The 18338-nt window shown below is 60.1% G+C and carries 21 protein-coding genes; 14 read left to right on the top strand and 7 right to left on the bottom strand.

Annotated features, from left to right (window positions below; translation table 11 throughout):
• Window positions 1-33 precede the first annotated feature (33 nt).
• Window positions 34-813 (bottom strand): hydroxyacylglutathione hydrolase, encoded by a 780-nt coding sequence (gene gloB, locus BFC21_RS10245; RefSeq protein ID WP_095004469.1) that lies wholly within the window; start codon window positions 811-813, stop codon window positions 34-36.
• A 109-nt stretch (window positions 814-922) separates the two neighbouring features.
• Here gloB and BFC21_RS10240 point away from each other — a divergent pair, with 109 nt between their 5' ends.
• The 4 genes from BFC21_RS10240 to BFC21_RS10225 all read left to right on the top strand — a co-directional run bounded on the left by BFC21_RS10240 (window position 923) and on the right by BFC21_RS10225 (window position 3638).
• Window positions 923-1681: a methyltransferase domain-containing protein gene (locus BFC21_RS10240; RefSeq protein ID WP_120266033.1), complete on the top strand. Its 759-nt coding sequence runs from the start codon at window positions 923-925 to the stop codon at window positions 1679-1681.
• Between the two features lie 86 nt (window positions 1682-1767).
• Window positions 1768-2220, top strand: coding sequence for a ribonuclease HI (gene rnhA / locus BFC21_RS10235; RefSeq protein ID WP_088377846.1), 453 nt, complete (start codon window positions 1768-1770; stop codon window positions 2218-2220).
• A complete protein-coding gene (dnaQ, locus tag BFC21_RS10230; RefSeq protein WP_088377845.1) occupies window positions 2213-2971 on the top strand; it encodes a DNA polymerase III subunit epsilon in 759 nt (252 codons plus the stop codon). The genes rnhA and dnaQ overlap by 8 nt, the downstream gene beginning before the upstream one ends.
• Before the next feature lie 91 nt (window positions 2972-3062).
• Window positions 3063-3638 carry a GNAT family N-acetyltransferase gene (locus BFC21_RS10225; RefSeq protein ID WP_095004467.1) on the top strand — a complete coding sequence of 192 codons (576 nt, stop codon included), beginning with the start codon at window positions 3063-3065 and terminating at the stop codon, window positions 3636-3638.
• Window positions 3639-3754: 116 nt separating this feature from the next.
• Here BFC21_RS10225 and BFC21_RS10220 read toward each other — a convergent pair whose 3' ends face one another.
• Entirely contained in the window at window positions 3755-4666 is a 912-nt protein-coding gene (locus BFC21_RS10220) for a LysR family transcriptional regulator (protein ID WP_120266032.1), read from the bottom strand.
• A gap of 86 nt (window positions 4667-4752) precedes the next feature.
• A complete protein-coding gene (locus BFC21_RS10215; RefSeq protein ID WP_088377842.1) occupies window positions 4753-4974 on the bottom strand; it encodes a hypothetical protein in 222 nt (73 codons plus the stop codon).
• A gap of 196 nt (window positions 4975-5170) precedes the next feature.
• On the opposite strand from BFC21_RS10215, the gene BFC21_RS10210 reads away from it, so the two are divergent.
• The gene (locus BFC21_RS10210; protein WP_095004464.1) at window positions 5171-5719 is read left to right on the top strand and encodes an NADPH-dependent FMN reductase; all 549 of its coding nucleotides are present in this window, start codon (window positions 5171-5173) and stop codon (window positions 5717-5719) included.
• Window positions 5720-5775: 56 nt separating this feature from the next.
• On the opposite strand, the gene phnX is transcribed toward BFC21_RS10210, so the two are convergent.
• Window positions 5776-6603 carry a phosphonoacetaldehyde hydrolase gene (phnX, locus tag BFC21_RS10205; RefSeq protein ID WP_088377841.1) on the bottom strand — a complete coding sequence of 276 codons (828 nt, stop codon included), beginning with the start codon at window positions 6601-6603 and terminating at the stop codon, window positions 5776-5778.
• Window positions 6604-6675: 72 nt separating this feature from the next.
• Window positions 6676-7785: a 2-aminoethylphosphonate--pyruvate transaminase gene (locus tag BFC21_RS10200; RefSeq protein ID WP_088377840.1), complete on the bottom strand. Its 1110-nt coding sequence runs from the start codon at window positions 7783-7785 to the stop codon at window positions 6676-6678.
• A 115-nt stretch (window positions 7786-7900) separates the two neighbouring features.
• Here BFC21_RS10200 and BFC21_RS10195 point away from each other — a divergent pair, with 115 nt between their 5' ends.
• Window positions 7901-8758, top strand: a complete 858-nt coding sequence (locus tag BFC21_RS10195) for a LysR substrate-binding domain-containing protein (protein WP_086798120.1) — start codon at window positions 7901-7903, stop codon at window positions 8756-8758.
• A gap of 185 nt (window positions 8759-8943) precedes the next feature.
• On the opposite strand, the gene BFC21_RS10190 is transcribed toward BFC21_RS10195, so the two are convergent.
• Window positions 8944-9813, bottom strand: a complete 870-nt coding sequence (locus BFC21_RS10190) for a LysR substrate-binding domain-containing protein (protein ID WP_088377839.1) — start codon at window positions 9811-9813, stop codon at window positions 8944-8946.
• 290 nt (window positions 9814-10103) lie between these two features.
• Here BFC21_RS10190 and BFC21_RS10185 point away from each other — a divergent pair, with 290 nt between their 5' ends.
• The 3 genes from BFC21_RS10185 to BFC21_RS10175 all read left to right on the top strand — a co-directional run bounded on the left by BFC21_RS10185 (window position 10104) and on the right by BFC21_RS10175 (window position 13648).
• Window positions 10104-11429 carry an MFS transporter gene (locus tag BFC21_RS10185; RefSeq protein WP_088377838.1) on the top strand — a complete coding sequence of 442 codons (1326 nt, stop codon included), beginning with the start codon at window positions 10104-10106 and terminating at the stop codon, window positions 11427-11429.
• Window positions 11430-11444: 15 nt separating this feature from the next.
• On the top strand, window positions 11445-12836 hold the full coding sequence (locus tag BFC21_RS10180) for an FAD-dependent oxidoreductase (protein ID WP_120266031.1): 1392 nt from the start codon (window positions 11445-11447) through the stop codon (window positions 12834-12836).
• Window positions 12837-12943: 107 nt separating this feature from the next.
• Window positions 12944-13648 (top strand): YebC/PmpR family DNA-binding transcriptional regulator, encoded by a 705-nt coding sequence (locus tag BFC21_RS10175; RefSeq protein ID WP_016782338.1) that lies wholly within the window; start codon window positions 12944-12946, stop codon window positions 13646-13648.
• 166 nt (window positions 13649-13814) lie between these two features.
• On the opposite strand, the gene BFC21_RS10170 is transcribed toward BFC21_RS10175, so the two are convergent.
• Window positions 13815-15125 carry a protein kinase gene (locus tag BFC21_RS10170; RefSeq protein WP_120266030.1) on the bottom strand — a complete coding sequence of 437 codons (1311 nt, stop codon included), beginning with the start codon at window positions 15123-15125 and terminating at the stop codon, window positions 13815-13817.
• A 195-nt stretch (window positions 15126-15320) separates the two neighbouring features.
• Between BFC21_RS10170 and BFC21_RS10165 the strand changes: the two genes are divergently transcribed.
• Genes BFC21_RS10165 through BFC21_RS10145 form a run of 5 tightly spaced genes read left to right on the top strand, consistent with a single transcriptional unit; the run spans window position 15321 to window position 18259 of the window.
• The gene (locus tag BFC21_RS10165) at window positions 15321-15851 is read left to right on the top strand and encodes a spore coat U domain-containing protein (protein WP_095004458.1); all 531 of its coding nucleotides are present in this window, start codon (window positions 15321-15323) and stop codon (window positions 15849-15851) included.
• A gap of 16 nt (window positions 15852-15867) precedes the next feature.
• The gene (locus BFC21_RS10160; protein WP_095004457.1) at window positions 15868-16401 is read left to right on the top strand and encodes a spore coat U domain-containing protein; all 534 of its coding nucleotides are present in this window, start codon (window positions 15868-15870) and stop codon (window positions 16399-16401) included.
• 18 nt (window positions 16402-16419) lie between these two features.
• Window positions 16420-16956, top strand: a complete 537-nt coding sequence (locus tag BFC21_RS10155) for a spore coat U domain-containing protein (protein WP_095004456.1) — start codon at window positions 16420-16422, stop codon at window positions 16954-16956.
• Between the two features lie 58 nt (window positions 16957-17014).
• Complete coding sequence (locus BFC21_RS10150) at window positions 17015-17455, top strand: spore coat U domain-containing protein (protein WP_371914954.1); 441 nt, start codon at window positions 17015-17017, stop codon at window positions 17453-17455.
• A gap of 24 nt (window positions 17456-17479) precedes the next feature.
• Window positions 17480-18259, top strand: a complete 780-nt coding sequence (locus tag BFC21_RS10145; RefSeq protein ID WP_095004454.1) for a molecular chaperone — start codon at window positions 17480-17482, stop codon at window positions 18257-18259.
• Window positions 18260-18338: the final 79 nt, after the last annotated feature.

The following is an 18338-nucleotide window of genomic DNA, read 5'->3' as shown; positions in this document are numbered from 1 at the left end:
TGTTGAGAATTTTTGTGCTGACCGCACTCTATTTCAAAACTTGTCTTTCCAGCTGCGCAAGCTGGCAAAGACCGCACTGGGCGAGTCATTGTCGCGGGAATTCCACTCGTCAGCTTTTTCTTTAACAGATGTTTCATTGACCCGCAGGAAGGGATTGGTGCGCAATTCGAGTGCTATAGAGGATGGCAAACTGATACGGCCTTCAGCTCGCCACTGCGAGACTTGCGCAACACGCGCGGCAATATCCGGGTTGTTCGGTTCCACTGCCTGGGCGAAGCGCAGGTTGCTCAAGGTGTATTCGTGGGTGCAGTACACGCCGGTGTGGGCGGGCAGTGCCGCCAGGCGGCTCAGGGAGTGATGCATCTGTTCGGGGGTGCCTTCGAACAGCCGTCCGCAACCGGCAGCAAACAGGGTGTCGCCACAGAACAGCAGGGGGGCTGCCGGGTTTTCGTGATAGTAGGCGATATGCCCCAGGGTATGGCCGGGCACCAGCAGTACCTGGAACTCAAGGCCCAGCACGCTGATGCGGTCGCCATCGTTGAGTGCCACTTGTCGGGCCGGGATGCTCTCAAGTGCCGGGCCCCAAACCTTCGCGTTAGTGTGGGCGTGAAGCTGTGCAACGCCGCCCACATGATCGAAGTGGTGATGGGTGATCAGGATGTCGCTGAGCACCCAGCCCGGGTGTTGCTCCAGCCAGGCCAGCACCGGCGCGGCATCACCCGGATCGACCACGGCACAGCGCTGGTTGGCGGTGTCCTGTAACAACCAGATGTAGTTGTCATTGAAGGCGGGCAGGGCGTCGATCTGTAACATGGTGCAATTCCCAAGTGCGAAACAATGGCGCATCTTAGGGGCTGTTGACGTTTAATTGCGAGCCGTGTCGTCAGGGCTTGTAACAGGTAGATGGCAAGTGGGAGGAGCAATGACCGATAAAGCATTGGCTCAGGCGGACCCTGAGTGGCTGGCGCTGATCAGCTCGGCGCGGGAATGGCTGTCCGGCCCCCTGGGGCAATTGTTGCTCGAAGATGAGCAGCGGGTGCTTGAGGATGAACTGGGGCGTTTTTTCGGCGGTTATCTGGTGCATTACGGCCCTGGCGCAGAACCTGCACCGCAGGCCGCGCAGGTGCGCCGCAGCGTACGCCTGGGCGCGCCTCTGCCGGGAGTGGAAATTTTCTGCGAAGAACAGGCCTGGCCGTTGTGCGAGCACGCGGCCGATGTGGTGGTGCTGCAGCATGGTCTGGATTTCTGCCTTTCGCCCCACGGCCTTTTGCGCGAAGCGGCCAGCAGCGTTCGCCCCGGCGGGCACTTGCTGATTGTCGGGATCAACCCCTGGAGCAGTTGGGGCTTGCGTCATGTATTTACCAAGGACACCCTGGGCCGGGCCCGCTGCATTTCACCATCACGGGTCGCCGACTGGCTGAACCTGCTGGGCTTTGCGCTGGAGAAACGCCGCTTCGGGTGCTATCGTCCGCCGCTTGCGTCCAAGGCCTGGCAAAGCCGTTTGTCAGGGTGGGAGCGCAAGGCCGGTAGCTGGCAATTGGCCGGTGGCGGCTTCTATGTACTGGTTGCGCGCAAAATGGTGGTGGGCTTGCGCCCGGTTAACCCGATGCGCCGCGAACCGATGGGCAAGCTGGTGCCCTTGCAAATGGCCAAGGTCAATCGGCGCCACACTGAACCCTGAATATTGAGTGGGCCGGGTTTACCCGGCTCAGGTACTGCCCATTGCCAATGGCCAGGCCATAAGCAGCCTTTTCTGGAAAGTTTGTAATGATCGATAGTGTTGAAATGTTCACCGATGGTGCCTGCAAGGGCAATCCTGGCCCCGGCGGCTGGGGTGCCTTGCTGGTTTGCCAGGGGGTTGAAAAGGAACTGTGGGGCGGCGAGCCCAACACCACCAACAATCGCATGGAGCTGATGGCCGCGATTCGTGGCCTGGAAGAGCTCAAGCGGCCCTGCGAAGTGTTGCTGGTGACCGACTCGCAGTATGTGATGAAAGGCATCACCGAGTGGATGGTCAACTGGAAAAAACGCGGCTGGAAAACCGCTTCCAAGGAACCGGTGAAAAATGCCGACCTGTGGAAGCTGCTCGATGAGCAGGTCAACCGGCACACCGTGAAGTGGCAGTGGGTACGCGGCCACATTGGCCACCCTGGCAACGAACGTGCCGACCAGTTGGCCAATCGCGGGGTCGATCAGGTGCGGGGAATCAAGCATGCGTAGTGTTGTACTCGATACTGAAACCACCGGTATGCCGGTCACCGACGGCCACCGGGTGATCGAGATCGGTTGCGTCGAGTTGATGGGCCGTCGTTTGACCGGTCGCCATTTTCATGTGTACCTGCAACCGGACCGTGAAAGTGACGAGGGCGCCATTGGTGTCCACGGCATTACCAACGAATTCCTGGTGGGCAAGCCGCGCTTTGCTGAAGTGGCGGATGAATTTTTCGAGTTCATCAAGGGCGCGCAGCTGATCATCCATAACGCCGCGTTCGACGTGGGCTTCCTGAATAACGAATTTGCCCTGATCGGGCAGATGGACCGTGCCGACCTCACTCAGCACTGCACCATCCTCGATACCCTGGCGATGGCGCGGGCCCGTCACCCCGGTCAGCGCAACAGCCTCGACGCCCTGTGCAAGCGTTATGGCGTCGACAACTCGGGCCGTGAGCTGCACGGCGCCTTGCTCGACTCCGAGATCCTCGCAGACGTTTACCTGACCATGACTGGCGGGCAGACCAGCCTGTCGTTGGCCGGTAATGCCTCTGACGGTAACGGTTCAGGTGAAGGTTCGGGTAACCAGGCCAGTGAAATTCGCCGCCTGTCGGCCGACCGTCAGCCGGGCCGGATTATTCGTGCAAGTGAAAGCGACTTGGCCGAGCATGCCGCCCGACTTGAAGCCATTGCCAAATCGGCAGGCGGGCCGTCGCTGTGGGCGCAGCTTCTCGACGCGAAGGGGCAAACATTGCAATAACCTGGCGCCGTCTTGTTGTGGCTGGCGCAGGCCAAGAAGGGTTGCACTGCAATCCGGTGTCAGCATCGACGACAGGAAAGAAGGATTTTTCATGCATCTGGTTGTGAACCCCAAGGACCCTCACGTCTCGGTACGCCTGGCCGACGAGGGTTTCGCGCCGTATGTATGGTGCAACGATTTCAGCTTTGAAGTGCGCGCCTATGCCCGTGCCGACCGCCATAAAAAGGTCGAGCACTGGCCGCTGGACCTGATTACCCCCTACCGCAAATGCTACGGCATCGACCCTGATGAGTTCGCCAGCTACCGCGGTGGCAAGGACAGCGACATTTTCATGGCCTACCTGGATAACCAGCCCGTCGGGCATGTGGTCGTCAGCACCAACTGGAACGGTTTCGCCCATGTCGATGAACTGGCCGTGATTGCCGGTGCCCGTCGCCACGGCGTGGCCAGGTCATTGCTGGAAGTGGTCAAGTTCTGGAGCCGCAAGAAGAACCTGCCCGGGATCATGCTGGAGACCCAGAACAACAACCTTGGTGCCTGCCGTCTGTATGAAAGGTGCGGATATCAGGTAGGAGGTATCGATGATTTACGCTATCGCGGTATTGATCCGCAGACCCGTGAAGTGGCGATTTTCTGGTACCTGATATTTGAGAATCGGACCCTGTAGTCGCTGCCGAAGGCTGCGAAGGAGGGCGTAGCCCTCCGTTTTCCCAAAGCGTCCCCAATCTCCTTCGCAGCCCACATAGGGCTTGATCTACAACAGAGTATCTACAGGGTTGTGTTCTAAAGCACCACCAGGCCCTGATCCGCGAGTAACGCCTCGGCCTTTGCCCGCACAATTTCAATCAGCGCAGCCAGCGCCAGGCCCGGCTGGGTGCCCTTGCGTGTGAGCGCATAGAGCGTTACCGCAATGGCCGGAGAGACCGGGCACACGTCCAGCCCGCTGGCTTTGGCCCCCACTGCCGTGAACGGGTCGACCAGCGCCAGCCCCTCGCCAGCTTCGACCATGCTGCGCATCATCCGGTAACTTTGCACCTGAATGTGCACCACCGGCGCCGGGCGCAAGGCTTGCAGCTTGCTGTCGAGGCCGCGGCTCAAGCCGTCGTGCTGTCGCAGACCAATCATCGCCTGACCGGCCAGCTCTGGCAGGGCGATGTATTTGTGCTTGGGCGATAGCCAGCCGTGAGGCGCCAAAAATTGCACTTTGCCCTGCACCAGAGGCAGGCAGTCGAGCCCGGTCTGTTCTGATGGCTGCAAGCTGAAGCCGATATCACACTCGTCCATCAACAGGCGTCGCACGATTTCTGCGCAGGGGTGGCTGCCTAGTACGGCAGGGGTGTCGGGGAACCGGCGTCTCAGGGCACCGATGCAAGAGGGCAACAGCGGCTCGGCCAGGGTTTCACTGCACGCCACGCGCAAGGCCGGCTCCTGATGCTGGCGCAACTCGTTGCCCAGTTGGCGTAACGGCTCAAGTGCCTGGTACAGCTGATTGATCAGGGGTTGCAGCACAAGTGTATCGCGGGTGGCTTGCAGCCGCCCGCGAACACTGGAAAACAGCATAAAGCCCAATTGTTGCTCGGCTTCCTGCAGCGTTGCGCTGAGGGTGGCCGTGGGCAATTGCAGCAACTCGGCAGCATGGCCGAGGTTGCCGGTTTGCAATAGGGCTTGAATCACTTCGATGTGGCGTAGACGCATGCTAATGTCCGGCAGATGAGGTTTCAGCGTTGCGAAGCCTGATCCATGTCTCATCCGTTGACTTCAGCGTTAGGCCATAAAACAGGTCAGGCTGCGACAACCGGGGAAGGATCGCGGACCAGGATGACGCTCGACTGCACCAGCTCGTAGTTGTTGTCATCATTTTTTTTGACACGATCGCCAATGGCCAGTTTGTAGCTCATTACGGGCTGATCGCCGGTTGCTTGTGTATCTTCAAACTCATGCACGGAATAGACCCGACCTTCCGCATCTCTTGCATGAAATTGCCCAACGAGAACTGCCGCCATTTGTAGAGAACCTCTGGAGATAAACACCCAATTTGCGGTTCTGTAGACCGTTGTTCAGCAGGGGAAGTTTAACCATGTGAAAAAAATAGTCCCGCTACTTTACAGGCTTGCAGGCCGATAGGGTGAACTGGGGTGCAAGAAAGCCGTCCGATCATCTATAACTACTCTTCCTACAGCTACTGACTCGGGGTTTTCCATGAGCAAGGTCTACAGTGTTGCAGTGTTGGTTGGCAGTTTGAGGAAGGACTCGCTCAATCGAAAAGTCGCCCAGGCCCTGGCAGAACTGGCGCCGCCAAGCCTGAAACTGTTTATTGTCGAAATCGGTGAGCTGGCGCTGTACAACGAAGACATTGACGGTGCGTCGCCGCCTGCGGCCTACACGGTGTTTCGCGATCAGATCCGCCCGGCCGATGCCGTCCTGTTTGTGACCCCCGAGTACAACCGCTCGGTGCCAGGCGTTTTGAAAAACGCCATTGATGTCGGTTCGCGGCCATATGGGCAGAGTGTGTTCAGTGGCAAGCCGGGCGCGGTGATCAGTGTTTCGCCGGGGGCCATTGGGGGCTTTGGGGCGAATCATCATTTGCGCCAGTCGCTGGTGTTCCTCGATGTGCCTTGCATGCAGCAGCCTGAGGCCTATCTGGGCGGGGCGGGGGATGCATTTGATGCATCTGGCAAGCTGTCAGACAAAGTCCGACCGTTTTTGCAGAAATTTATCGACCAATTTGCCGGGTGGGTAGAGCAGTAGGATTACCGCAGCTGCAAGCCGCAAGTGAGGAGCTTGCAGCTTGCGGCTTGTAGTGATCAGCTGCTCTGCGGCATCTCGCCGTTGGCCAGGCGACGGTTGATATCGGCAATCACCTCAGGCAGGTCGCTGATGGTGTCGATCAGGTAGTGCGGACGAGAACCGGCGAACAGGGTGTGAATGCGGCTGCGCTCACTGGCCAGGGTTGCCGGGTCCAGTGCCTGGTATTGCGCCCAGGTCAGGCCCAGCGCATTGCCCGAGCACACCAGCGCCACAGTCCACATGCCGGCGCGACGACCTTCAAGAATGCCCGGCACGGTGTCGTCGATCTTCACGCAGGCGCCCACATCATCAATACCCAGCGCAATCACGTTGGCCAGTGCCTGGGCCGGCCAGGGGCGACCGTTGGGCACTTCATCAGTAGCCACCACATGGTCGGCGACATAGCCATTGGTGGCGGCCAGCTCAACCACTTTGGCCATCACTTGCGCCGGGTAACCCGAGCATGAACCGATCTTGATGCCTTGCGCGCGCAGTTGGGCGATGGTCTCCAGGGCGCCCGGGATCAGCGCCGAGTGCTCGGCGATCTTTTCGATCTGCAGCGGCATGAAACGCTCATAAATTGCGGTCACGTCATCGTCAGTCGGGGCGCGACCGAACACCTTTTTATAGCGCTCGGTGATCTGCGGCTGGTCACACAGGGTGCGGATGTGGTCCCACTTGCCCATGCCCATCGGCCCGCGAGCTTCTTCGATGGAGACCTGTACATCGAATTCGGCAAAGGCTTCGACAAAAATCTGGGTCGGGGCGAATGAGCCAAAATCGACCACGGTACCGGCCCAATCGAGAATGGCGGCTTGCAGCTTGCTTGGGTTGGTGTAGTTCATGTCAGAGAATCCTGTAAGAGCGGGCGTTGCCGCGCGAAATAATAGGGGGTGTTTTAACCAGCACTTACATCATCAGATTTCGAAGACTTCCATCTCCTGCAGCACCTGGCCTATGGCATTCACGGCAGCCTGCATCTCGGCCTGGTTGACATGGCCAATACAGCCCACGCGGAAGGTTTCGACCTGGGTCAATTTGCCCGGGTACAGGATGAAACCCTTGGCCTTGACCCGTTCGTAGAACGCCTTGAACTGGTAGCGCGGGTCTTTAGGCGCATGGAAGGTAACGATGATCGGCGCCTGGATGGCTTCAGGTAAAAAGCTGCGGATGCCAATTTTGGCCATGCCATCAAGCAGCGCCTGGCAGTTGTTGGCGTAGCGTTGGTGACGGGCAGGCAAGCCGCCTTCTTCGTTGTATTGCAGCAGGGCTTCGTGCAGGGCCGCGACCACGTGGGTGGGCGGGGTAAAGCGCCATTGTCCGGTTTTGGCCATGTAAACGTGCTGATCATGCAAGTCCATCGCCAGTGAATGGCTATTGCCGGCGGCGTTGGCCAGCGCTTCTTTGCGGGCAAACACAAAGCCCATGCCCGGTACACCCTCAAGGCATTTGCCGGAGGCGGCGATCAATGCATCAAAAGGCACATGCTGTGCATCGATGGGCAGGGCACCGAACGAACTCATGGCGTCGATAATCAGACGTTTACCGTGGCTGGCAATAACAGCGGCAATTTCAGGTAGAGGGTTCAGGATGCCGGTGCTGGTTTCGCAGTGGATCAATGCCACATGGCTGATGCTCGGGTCGGCCTGCAGCAGGCGGTCGACGTCGGCTGCGGTGGTGGGTTCGTCTTCGGCGGTTTCAAAAGTGCTGAAACGACGGCCGAGCACGTCGCAAATTTTCGCCAGGCGTTTGCCGTAGGCGCCGTTGATCAGTACCAGGACATGGCCATCGCGAGGCACCAGGGTGCCGATGGCGGCTTCGACGGCAAAAGTGCCGCTGCCTTGCAGGGGCACGCAATGATGGCTGTCGGCGCCGTTGATAATAGCCAGCAGTTGCTCGCACAGGCTGGCAGTCAGTTGGTTGAAACTGTCATCCCATGAGCCCCAGTCGACCATCATCGCCTGGCGGGTACGCGCCGAGGTTGTCAGTGGGCCAGGGGTCAGCAGGATCGGCGCGGCAGTACTCATTCTGGTTTCCTCACAAGCATTGGATGGCTACTGGATACAGGGCATAAATTGCAGTTTGTGTTGATATCAATCAAATTGTTTGTTGTTATGCCTGCCATCAGTGAGGCTTATAGATATGAATTTATTCCAGCTCCGCGCGTTTGACGCGGTTGCCCGAGAGGGCAGTTTTACCCGGGCGGCGGCCCGGCTGTTTATCAGCCAGCCGGCGGTGACCGGGCATGTCAAGGCGCTTGAAGAGCACTACCAGATCACCTTGTTGCGGCGCACTGCGCGGCGGGTGGAGCTGACCGAAGAAGGCACACGGCTGGCGGCCATCACCCGGGCCATGTTCGGTTTGGTGGATGAGGCGCAGGTGATGCTTGAGGCCAATCGCCAGTTGCTGACCGGGCGTCTGGAGGTGGCGGCGGATGGCCCGCACCTCGTGATGCCGATGCTGGCGAGCCTGCGTGCGCGCTACCCGGGCATTACCGTGAACCTGCGTCTGGGCAATGCTCAGGAAACCCTGGCGGCCTTGCTGTCGGAGCACGTTGATGTGGCGGTGTTGACCGAAGTGGAGCCGCGCAAGGGCCTGACCTTGCGCGCCCTCAACGAATCGCGGATTTGCGCCCTGGTGCCGGCCAACCACCCGTGGCTGGCCTTGCCGGATGGCATTGCAATTGCGCAACTGGATCAGGTGATCATGGTGTTGCGTGAACCGTCTTCGATTACCCGTCGAACTTTCGACAGCGCCTGTGAGCAGGCGAGCATCAACCCGCGGGTATTGCTGGAGCTCGACAGCCGGGAGGCGGTGACCGAAGCGGTCGCGGCGCAGTTGGGGGTGGGCATAGTGTCGTCGGTGGAAGTCAGCCCTGACCCCCGGGTGCGAGCGGTACCCATCAATGGCGCGGGGCTGGTCAACCTGCATATGCTCGGCTGCATGGAGCGGCGCGCCGAGTTGCGGTTGATCAAGGCGTTTATGGAGTTGGCGGTGTAGCCACTGAGAAAGTCCGTAGCAGCTGCCGAAGGAACGAGGCTGCGTCCGGCGGCGCAGCCGTCGCGAAATCAGACACTGCGGTGTGCCAGTTAAAACCGGCTCTCAGGGTTTACGACGGCTGCGTCGGGGTGCCGCATCACGCCGGACGCAGCCTCGTTCCTACGGCAGCTGCTACGGATGGTGTGTTACAAATCCGCGCGCACAATCTCCAGAAATGTCGCCACCACCCGCCGTGAACCCTGCTCTTGCAGGCACACCAGGGTTTCGGTCAGGCGCCTTGTGCAGTCGGTGATGGGCAGGGCGCAGACCCGCGAGTCCGAGCCGAATTCCGCCGCCGACACCACACCCACACCAATCCCCACCACCACCGCCTCACGCGCCGCTTCGCGGCCTTCCACCTGGATTGCGGCGCGGATGCGCAGGCCCGCCTGGCTCATTTCTTCTTCCAGGGTTTGCCGGGTCACGGAGCCCACTTCGCGCAGTACCAAGGGCGTGTCATCCAGATCGGCCAGGCAAATGGCATTGCGGCTGGCCCACGGATGCGTTCGGGCCACAAAGGCCACCATCGGGTCGCTGCGCAAGGGCACGCTGAGCAGGCGTTCATCATTCACGTCACGCCCCAGCAGGGCCAGGTCAGCCTGGTAGTTGAACAGCCGCGCCAGGCATTCGTCGGTGTTGCCGGTTTCGATTTTTACCGTGATCCCGGGGTAGCGCTGGCAAAAACGGGCAATTTGCGGCAACACATGCACCGGGGCATCCACCGCCAGGATCAGGCTGCCGGTTTGCAGGGCCTGGGAGTCCTGCAGTAATTCCTGAGCCTCGGCCTGCACCCCGAACAGGCGCTGGGTGATGCTCAGCAGGCGCTCGCCCAGGTCGGTCAGGCGTACCGAGCGTTTGTTGCGATGGAACAGCAGCACCCCGAAGCGTTCCTCAAGTTTTCTGACCTGATCGGAGATGGCCGGCTGGCTTAAAAACAAACGTTCGGCCGCGCGGGTGAAACTGCCATGAACGGCAACGGCGTGAAAAGCCTTCAACTGCGCATGAGAAACCGACATCGGATTGCCTCTTACAAGCTGAGCTTATGATTGAAATACGATAAATCGATTTTACCTATTAGTCAGTAATTGCTTTGATCGACCTCAGCCCGCCGTTATGTCCTCGATAGCGGCGGGTCGCGACACAGCTGTGTGCAACTGCGAACTCGAATAAAAACGGGCAGCTCACAGTGTGTCTGGCAAATACGGTCCTTGTCTGAAGGGCGGTATTGAAGTGCTCAACACAATAAAAAAACAGGCGTTCTTTTCTGATTCTGCCGGCACATTCCACCTCTGAGGTCAGACCCCATATGAACAACTCCTATGCCACCATCAAGCGTTGGCGCGTGCAGATTTTTGCCATCACCTGGTTGGCCTACGCGGCCTTTTACTTCACTCGCAAGGCATTCTCCGTTGCCAAGCTAGGCATCGGTGAAGACCCCAACTTTCATCTCGACAAGATGGCGATGGCTAACCTCGACGCTATCTACCTTGCCGCTTATGCCGTAGGGCAATTTACCTGGGGCATCCTCGCCGATCGCTTTGGCCCGCGGGTTGTGGTGCTGGGTGGCCTGATCATTTCGGCGCTGGCTGCTCTGGTCATGGGTACCTACGCCACGTTGCCGATCTTTGCCACCTGCATGCTGATCCAGGGCCTGGCGCAATCCACCGGCTGGTCGGGGCTGTGCAAAAACATCGGCAGCTTTTTCCCCGCGCAGCAACGTGGTCGGGTGCTGGGGCTGTGGAGTTCGTGCTATGCCTTTGGCGGGCTGGTTGCTTCGCCCTTTGCCGGGTGGTGGGCGTATACGCTGATCGGCAGTTGGCATGCGGCGTTTATTTCCAGTGCGGCGGTGGTGGCGCTGGTGGCGGTGCTGTTCTTTATCTTCCAGCGCAATACGCCGCAAGATGTCGGCCTGCCCGCCGTCGAGCCAGAGCCCGACATGAGCGCTGACGAGATCGCCGCCGAAAAACGCATCAGCATCTGGGCGCCGCTGCGCGAGATCATGCGCAATCGCACGGTGCTGACCCTGGGGCTGGCGTATTTCATGCTCAAGCCGGCGCGCTACGCGATTCTGTTGTGGGGGCCGGTGATCGTGTTCGAGCAAATGCCGCAAGTGGGCAAGGTCGGCGCTGCGATTATTCCTACGGCGTTTGAGCTGGCGGGCTTGCTGGGGCCGATCATGATCGGTCTGGCGTCCGACAAACTTTTCGGTGCCCGGCGTATGCCAGCCTGCATTTTGAGTCTGCTGGCGCTGACCGTTTCCCTTGCATTCTTTATGGGCGCCTTGCACACCGGCAGCGTGGCACTGGTGGTGGCCTTGTTGTTTGTCATGGGCTTGACCCTGTACGGGCCGGATTCGATGATCAGCGGCGCTGCCGCCATTGATTTCGGCACCGCCAAAGCCGGTGCCACCGCAGCAGGGTTTGTGAATGGCTGCGGTTCGGTCGGGGCGATTCTGGGTGGCCTGCTGCCCGGTTATTTCGACACGGTCACGGTGTTTATCGTGTTTGCCTGCTGCGCGCTGTTTTCCTCGCTGGTGCTCATACCGCACTGGAACAGCCGGCCTGAGGGGCTTAAAGCTGCGTGCCCGTTTGTGCCCAACCATCCATTGCTGATCAAGCCTTTACGCACCTGAGCAGGAGAATGACCCATGCGACCTTTTTGGCTGGAACAGGCACTGGCCCTGGAAAATGAAGCGCCCTGCGAGGCGCTGGCGGGTGAGACGCGTGCCCAGGTGTGCATTGTGGGGGGCGGTTATACCGGGTTATGGACCGCAATCATGCTCAAGGAGCAAAGCCCTGAACGGGATGTGGTGCTGATTGAAGCCGACATTTGTGGCGCAGGTGCCAGCGGGCGCAACGGCGGCTGTGCGCTGTCATGGTCGGCCAAGTATTTCACCCTTGAACGCCTGTTCGGGGTGGAGGAGGCCGTGCGGCTGGTCAAGGCCTCGGAGCAGAGCATTTATGCGATTGGTGCGTTCTGTAAACAGTATGGGGTGGAGGCCGACTACCGCCTCGATGGCACGTTGTACACCGCGACCAATCAAGCCCAGGTCGGTTCGACCGACAGCGTGATTGCTGCGTTGGAGCACCAGTCCATTAACTCCTTCAGCAAGCTGGCGGTCGATGACGTGCAGCGCCGGGCCGGTTCGGCCCGGCATCTGGAGGGCTGGTTTTCGCCGGCGGCTGCCAGTGTGCAGCCGGGCAAGCTGGTGCGTGGCCTGCGGCGGGTGGCCTTGCAGTTAGGGGTTAAAATCCACGAAAACACGCCAATGACCGGGCTGGAAGAGGGGGCGCCAGCGCTGATCCGCACCCCGGCCGGGAGCATTCGTGCTGATCGTGTGGTGCTGGCCATGAATGCCTGGATGGCCCGGGCCTTCCCGCAGTTTGAGCGCAGTGTGGCGATTGTTTCCAGCGACATGCTGATCACCGAACCGCGCCCCGACCTGTTGCAGGAAATCGGCCTGACCAGCGGCGTCACGGTGCTCGATTCGAGAATTTTCGTGCATTACTACCACAACACCCCGGACGGGCGAATCATGCTGGGCAAGGGCGGCAATACCTTTGCCTACGGAGGCCGCATGTTGCCGGCGTTCGATCAGCCGTCGCCCTACGCCGGGTTGCTGGGCAAAAGCCTGGAGGAGTTTTTTCCGGCGTTTGCCGGGGTAGGGGTGGAGGCGACCTGGAACGGGCCTTCAGATCGGTCTGTCACGGGTTTGCCTTTTTTCGGTCAGATGAGCAGCCACGGTAATGTGTTTTATGGCTTTGGCTACTCGGGCAGTGGCGTAGGGCCTTGCCATATGGGCGGTCAGATCCTTGCTTCGCTGGTGCAGGGGCAGGCCAATGACTGGACACGTTCGCCGCTGGTCAACGGACCGCTGGGGTATTTTCCGCCAGAGCCGATTCGCTACCTGGGTTCGCTGATGGTGCGCAATGCCATCAGGCGCAAGGAGCGGGCCGAGGATCATGGCCGTCGGCCCCGGCATCTGGACGTGCGCCTGGCCAGGTTTGCCGCAGCGGCGGGCAAGGCTGACAAGGGCTAAGCAGGGATTGATTGGATTTTTTGGTCGATTGCCGACTTCTGGCCGGTTAAACTTGCGCCCATTCGACGGCCGACAGGCTGCGACACACCAGATTGAGAGAGTAAGTAATGGGCGCACAGTGGAAGGTTAAACATAAAGCGGACGCCGCCAACAGCCGCGGCAAGATTTTTGGCAAGTTGGCCAAGGAATTGACGGTTGCTGCGCGCAACGGCGCCGATCCTGACATGAACTCGCACTTGCGCCTGGTTTATGAGCAGGCGAAAAAAGCCTCGATGCCGGCTGACACCATCAAGCGTGCAATCAACAAGGGTGCCGGTATCGGTACCGAGGCCGTGCAATACCACCGCGTGACCTACGAGGGCTTCGCCCCGCATCAGGTGCCGCTGATCATCGAGTGCCTGACCGACAACATCAACCGTACCGTGGCTGAAATCCGCGTGGCCTTCCGCAAGGGCCAGCTGGGTGCTTCGGGTTCGGTGGCCTGGGACTTCAACCACGTCGGCATGATCGAGGCCAAGCCGGACACCCCGGACGCCGATCCTGAGATGGCTGCGATTGAAGCCGGTGCCCAGGATTTCGAAGAGGGTGAAGAAGAAGGCACGACCTTGTTTATCACCGAGCCGACTGACCTCGACGCTGTACAGAAAGCATTGCCCGAGCAAGGCTTTACCGTGGTTTCAGCCAAGCTGGGCTACCAGCCGAAGAACCCGGTAAGCGGTTTGACTGACGAGCAAATGGCCGAAGTACAAGAGTTTTTGGCCAAGCTGGAAGAGCAGGACGACGTGCAGGACATGTTTGTGGCGTTGGCATAAGCCACCGACCCGGTTCCCGTAGCAGCTGCCGAGGAACGAGGCTGCGTCCGGCGACGCAGTCGTCGTAAACGCTGAGAGCCGGGGTCAATTGGCACACCGCAGTGTCAGATTTTACGACGACTGCGTCGCCGGACGCAGCCTTCGTTCCTCGGCAGCTGCTACAGACCTAGCTCAGCAAGCGTATTACCTCCGCAAACCCCGGCCGTGCCAGCACCTCTGGCTGGATACAGCGCTGTTGCAACCCCAGCAGCTCACTGCGCTGTCGATCACTCAAGCCCGAGTCGATCCGCGCCAGCAATTCCCCCAGCAAAATCCCGAATGCCCGCACTTCGATGCGCTGCAGCGCCCGGCTCTGTGGGCTGTCGTCGATGACATGGAAACACGCCGCGCCAAAATCCCCCAGCAGGCAGTCGCCCCGGGCGTTGAACAAAATATTGTGCGCGTACAAGTCACCGTGGCAAATGCCCTGTGCATGCAGGTGGCCGGCCGCCGAGGCGATGCCACGCGCAATGCGCAAGGCGCTGTCGCCGGTGAAACGGGTGCTGTCGGCATACACGTCACGGCTGCAGGTCTCAAAGCTGGGCAGGGCCGCCAGGTTGAGAAAGGACGGGTCGATCAATTGCATCACCAGCGCCGCTTGATCGTCAGGGGCGCCAACCACGCGGCCCAGTACCTTGATCAGGTTAGGGTGCTGGCCCGCCGCGATGCAGGCGTTCATTTCATTGAGCGGCGAGCCGTCGCTGGTGATGCTGCCCTTGTACAGCTTGACCGCCACCGACTGCACCGGCTGGCCAGGGGCGCTCCACTGCGCCTGATAAATGACCCCCGAGGCGCCTTCGCCCAGTTTTTGCTCAAGCTCAAGCTGCGACCAGTCAATATTCGGCGTGTTGTCAGCCTCGCGATGAGCGCTGGCATCTTCACGCAGCGGGTTGCCGGCATAGGCCAGCCAGCTCAGGCCCGGCAATGACAGCAGGGTGTCGGGCAACTCGGTGAAGTGGTTGGCGGCCAGGCGGATCAGTTCCAGACGCTCACAGTTGGCCAGGCTGGCGGGCAGTTGCTGCAAGCGGTTGCCCGCCAGCATCAGCTTTTGCAGTAGCGGGCGCTGGCCCAGTTCTTCAGGCAAGTGTTCGATGCAGTTGTCGGTCAGGATCAGCCAGCGCAGCAAGGGCGGCAGTGCTTCGCCTGGCACATGGTCAATGCGGTTGGCCTTGAAACCGATCATGCTCAGTTGCGCACACTGGCCTAGGCAAGCCGGCAGTTCGGTGAATTGGTTGTCCGAGCAAAACAGGATCCGCAGGCGGGTCAGGCGATGCAGGTCGTCGGGCAGGGCGCTCAAGGCGTTGCCACTCAGGTTGAGGATTTCCAGGGTATCGGCCAGCTGGAATATCTCGGCCGGGAACTCGGTCAGCCCGCACGACAGATCAAGGCGTTTGATGCCCGTTAGTTGGCCGGCGCGAAGTTTGGCAAGGGTATCCATAAGCAGGGTCGGGTACTCGTGGGGGTGAGCGAAAAGTGTCGCGCATGATAGCGATTAATCTGCTTGGGGCCGAGTACTTGAGCGCGAAGGGTTGAGCGCTAAAAGTGATGAACGGTACATCTTTGTTTAATTTCGCTTGAAAATGGACGAATTTTCTTTCGATGCTAGCCTTCATCCTATAAAAACATGCAAGGAATGCTTGTGGATTACCGTCTGGGAACAGCCATCATCGGCTCCCTGTTCAGTACCTGTGCATGGTCGGCGCAGTACGAAGTTCAGGTTCGGGTCATCGTCGAACGGGGTTGCCAGTTGGTGGGCACTACCCGTGACGCGGGCGTTGATTACCTGGGCCTGCTGGATTTCGGCAGTACTGCGCGGCTCGACGGTCCTTCGGCCCCCTTGGGTGCAACGCTGATCAATGCGCGTTTGCCGCGCCTGGAATGCAACCCCGACACCACTTATCAAATTCAGGTCGACGGCGGCCAGCACGGTGGCACCGCTGATGTCCGCTATCTGGCCCTGGGGCCGGGCAGCCCGCCGATACCCTACCGCCTGTTCCGCGACCCGGCCCGTCAAATACCCTTGCCGGTCAATGTCCCCGTCAGTGGCACCGTGCCTGACACCGGTTCGGTGGCGCTGCCGCTTTATGGCCGCATCGAGGCATTGGCGCAAATCCCTCCGGTCGGGCTGTATGCCGATCTGTTGAAAGTCACACTCACGTGGTAGTGCCAGGAGTATGCAGATGACCGGCCTTGCCCAACGTTCAGTTTTATTCGCAGCCTGCGCGTTGCTGCTCACGGATGCCCAGGCGGCGATGGTCAGCGGGCAGATTCAGGTGCGGCTGGTGCTCATGCCCGCGTGCCAGGTGAGCAGTGGGACGGCGGATGCAAGCCGGCTCGATAACCTTGGCACACTCAACTTTGGCTCCCGGGGCCCGACCTGGGATACCCCGGTCGAGGCGATGCTGGAGGGCAGGGATAGCAATCTGAAGGTGACCTGCAACCCGGCGGTTCGGGGGTTCTCGGTGTCCATCGATGGTGGCAATCACGGTAATGGCCTGACTCGCCAGTTGAGCAATGGTCAGCAGTTGATCCCTTATCGTCTGTATCTGGATGCCGCTGGCAGCAACAGCTACAGCATCGGGCAGCAACACAATTTTGTGGTGGCAGGTGGTGGCCAAGTACCGATCCCGGTGTATGGCATGGTGATGTCGAACTCCAACGCACTTCGGGCAGGTGTCTATCGCGACACCTTGCGGGTGACGCTGGATTGGTGAACATGAGTGGGGTGCAAGATGCGCGTACTTAAATCAACGCTGGGTTTCTCAATGTTGGGCTTGATGTTGACCGGCTCGTTGCAGGCGGCAACTACGGTAACGGGGGTTGTCAACGCCACGTTGACCCTGACCTCCAGTTGCCTGGTTAACGGGGCTACAGGGGCTACCGGGCTGGACTTCGGTGACTTGAGTTTTGGTTCCACGACAACGTTTTTTACTGAAGCGGATTCACAAGTGATGGCTGACGCCGGCGGGGCCTTGTCGATCCAGTGCTCGGCGGGGACGTCGCCGGTGATCACGGTCGGTGCAGGCTCACATGACGGGCTTTCCACCGGGGGCACCCGTGCCCTGTCGGACGGTAACAGCAACTATGTGCCCTACGACCTTTACTCGGACTCCGGGCATAACACTATTGTGGCCATCAATGGCACGGTCTCTCCCGGTGCCAGTTCGGGCGCGGCACAAACCATCAACCTTTATGGCAAGGCTGTGGGTAAAGCCGGGCTTCCGGCGGGTACTTACAGTGACACCATCAACGTTTCGCTGACCTTTTAACCTTGTGACCTGGCTGCACGCGACGTCGCTGGTGCTGTTGTGTTCGTGCACTGGCGTTTTGTCCGCAGCTACCAGCGCGACGTTCCAGGTCGGTGCGAGCATTGTGGCGGGTTGCCTGGTTACCACGACGGGCGGCATTTACGGCAGCCTGGCGTTCGGTACCTACCCGGCGTTGTCGACTGCGCCGGTCAGTACGGCACTTGCCGGTGGCGTGTCGCTGCAGTGCACGCCCGGGGTGAGTGTGAGCATGCAGGTCGATGGCGGGCTGTATAACGCCAGCGGTCGACATCTGCAGGTCAGCGGTGGCAGTGCGCGGGTCGCCTACCAGTTGTTTCAGGATGCTGCCCACAGCCAGAGCCTTGGCATCGCGCAGTCGGTCAACGTGCCTTATACCAATGCCAACGCGATCAGCCTGCCGATTTTTGGCTATGTGCTGCTGCCGGGCAACCAGCCGGCGGGTACCTACAGCGATACGTTGCAAGTGCAATTGTCTTATTGATGTCCAGGGATCAGGAGTATGTGTATGCACTTATTTTCACGGCCGTTTCAGGGCCTGGCCTGCAGCCTGCTGATGTTGGGGGTGACTCAGCAGGCGCTGGCGGCCAGTTCGATTTTGATATGGCCTATCGACCCGGTACTGGAAGCTGACCAGCAAGCCAGTGCGCTGTGGCTGGAAAACCGCGGGGATGCGCCTGCCAGCATGCAGATTCGGGTATTTGCCTGGAATCAGGACGGTTTTGACGATCAGTATCAAAATCAGCGTGATGTGGTTGGCAGCCCTCCGGTGGCCACACTCGCGCCGGGGCAAAAGCAGCTGATTCGCTTGACCCGCACCAAATCCTTCCCGGCAGGTGAGGAGCACGCCTACCGCATCATCATCGACGAAATCCCTGCGCCGCTGCCCCCGGCGGCCGGTGATAACGCTAAAACGGCGGCGATGATTCGCCTGCAAATGCGTTACTCGGTGCCGCTGTTTGCCTATGGCGCCGGGTTGTGGAGCAAGGTGGACGCAAGCCGCCCACGGGATGCTGCCGGTATCGGCCTGCCGCAATTGAGCGGTCGCACCCTGAGTGTCGATGGCAAGCCCTATATCGAGATTCATAACCGAGGTGCGGTGCATGCGCGCTTGACCGAGGCGGTACTCAAGTCGGGCGGCCAGTCGAAAACAGTAGTCGACGGCTTGCTGGGCTATGTGCTGCCGGGCGCAACGATGCGCTGGCCAGCGCCTGTGGCCCAGGGTGATGCCTTGCAGGTTCGGGTCAATGGTCAACCCAAGGCACAGGACTTGCCTTTGGGGCGCTAACACCGGCAGGTAGCAAGTCCCCCTGACTGTAAGCGCGGCGGTGTTGATGCGCACCGTCGTGCCGGCGTTTGCAAGGAGC

Origin of the sequence: Pseudomonas sp. TMW 2.1634, from assembly GCF_001703595.1 — a bacterium.
Classification (GTDB): Bacteria; Pseudomonadota; Gammaproteobacteria; order Pseudomonadales; family Pseudomonadaceae; genus Aquipseudomonas; species Aquipseudomonas fragi.
This window is presented reverse-complemented; position numbering and strand designations above follow the sequence as displayed.

Excerpts from the sequence above, each read along its gene's own strand:
- gloB (WP_095004469.1), bottom strand. The coding sequence starts at position 813 with ATGTTACAGATCGACGCCCTGCCCGCCTTCAATGACAACTACATCTGG.
- BFC21_RS10240 (WP_120266033.1), top strand. The coding sequence starts at position 923 with ATGACCGATAAAGCATTGGCTCAGGCGGACCCTGAGTGGCTGGCGCTG.
- rnhA (WP_088377846.1), top strand. The coding sequence starts at position 1,768 with ATGATCGATAGTGTTGAAATGTTCACCGATGGTGCCTGCAAGGGCAAT.
- dnaQ (WP_088377845.1), top strand. The coding sequence starts at position 2,213 with ATGCGTAGTGTTGTACTCGATACTGAAACCACCGGTATGCCGGTCACC.
- BFC21_RS10225 (WP_095004467.1), top strand. The coding sequence starts at position 3,063 with ATGCATCTGGTTGTGAACCCCAAGGACCCTCACGTCTCGGTACGCCTG.
- BFC21_RS10220 (WP_120266032.1), bottom strand. The coding sequence starts at position 4,666 with ATGCGTCTACGCCACATCGAAGTGATTCAAGCCCTATTGCAAACCGGC.
- BFC21_RS10215 (WP_088377842.1), bottom strand. The coding sequence starts at position 4,974 with ATGGCGGCAGTTCTCGTTGGGCAATTTCATGCAAGAGATGCGGAAGGT.
- BFC21_RS10210 (WP_095004464.1), top strand. The coding sequence starts at position 5,171 with ATGAGCAAGGTCTACAGTGTTGCAGTGTTGGTTGGCAGTTTGAGGAAG.
- phnX (WP_088377841.1), bottom strand. The coding sequence starts at position 6,603 with ATGAACTACACCAACCCAAGCAAGCTGCAAGCCGCCATTCTCGATTGG.
- BFC21_RS10200 (WP_088377840.1), bottom strand. The coding sequence starts at position 7,785 with ATGAGTACTGCCGCGCCGATCCTGCTGACCCCTGGCCCACTGACAACC.
- BFC21_RS10195 (WP_086798120.1), top strand. The coding sequence starts at position 7,901 with ATGAATTTATTCCAGCTCCGCGCGTTTGACGCGGTTGCCCGAGAGGGC.
- BFC21_RS10190 (WP_088377839.1), bottom strand. The coding sequence starts at position 9,813 with ATGTCGGTTTCTCATGCGCAGTTGAAGGCTTTTCACGCCGTTGCCGTT.
- BFC21_RS10185 (WP_088377838.1), top strand. The coding sequence starts at position 10,104 with ATGAACAACTCCTATGCCACCATCAAGCGTTGGCGCGTGCAGATTTTT.
- BFC21_RS10180 (WP_120266031.1), top strand. The coding sequence starts at position 11,445 with ATGCGACCTTTTTGGCTGGAACAGGCACTGGCCCTGGAAAATGAAGCG.
- BFC21_RS10175 (WP_016782338.1), top strand. The coding sequence starts at position 12,944 with ATGGGCGCACAGTGGAAGGTTAAACATAAAGCGGACGCCGCCAACAGC.
- BFC21_RS10170 (WP_120266030.1), bottom strand. The coding sequence starts at position 15,125 with ATGGATACCCTTGCCAAACTTCGCGCCGGCCAACTAACGGGCATCAAA.
- BFC21_RS10165 (WP_095004458.1), top strand. The coding sequence starts at position 15,321 with ATGCTTGTGGATTACCGTCTGGGAACAGCCATCATCGGCTCCCTGTTC.
- BFC21_RS10160 (WP_095004457.1), top strand. The coding sequence starts at position 15,868 with ATGACCGGCCTTGCCCAACGTTCAGTTTTATTCGCAGCCTGCGCGTTG.
- BFC21_RS10155 (WP_095004456.1), top strand. The coding sequence starts at position 16,420 with ATGCGCGTACTTAAATCAACGCTGGGTTTCTCAATGTTGGGCTTGATG.
- BFC21_RS10145 (WP_095004454.1), top strand. The coding sequence starts at position 17,480 with ATGCACTTATTTTCACGGCCGTTTCAGGGCCTGGCCTGCAGCCTGCTG.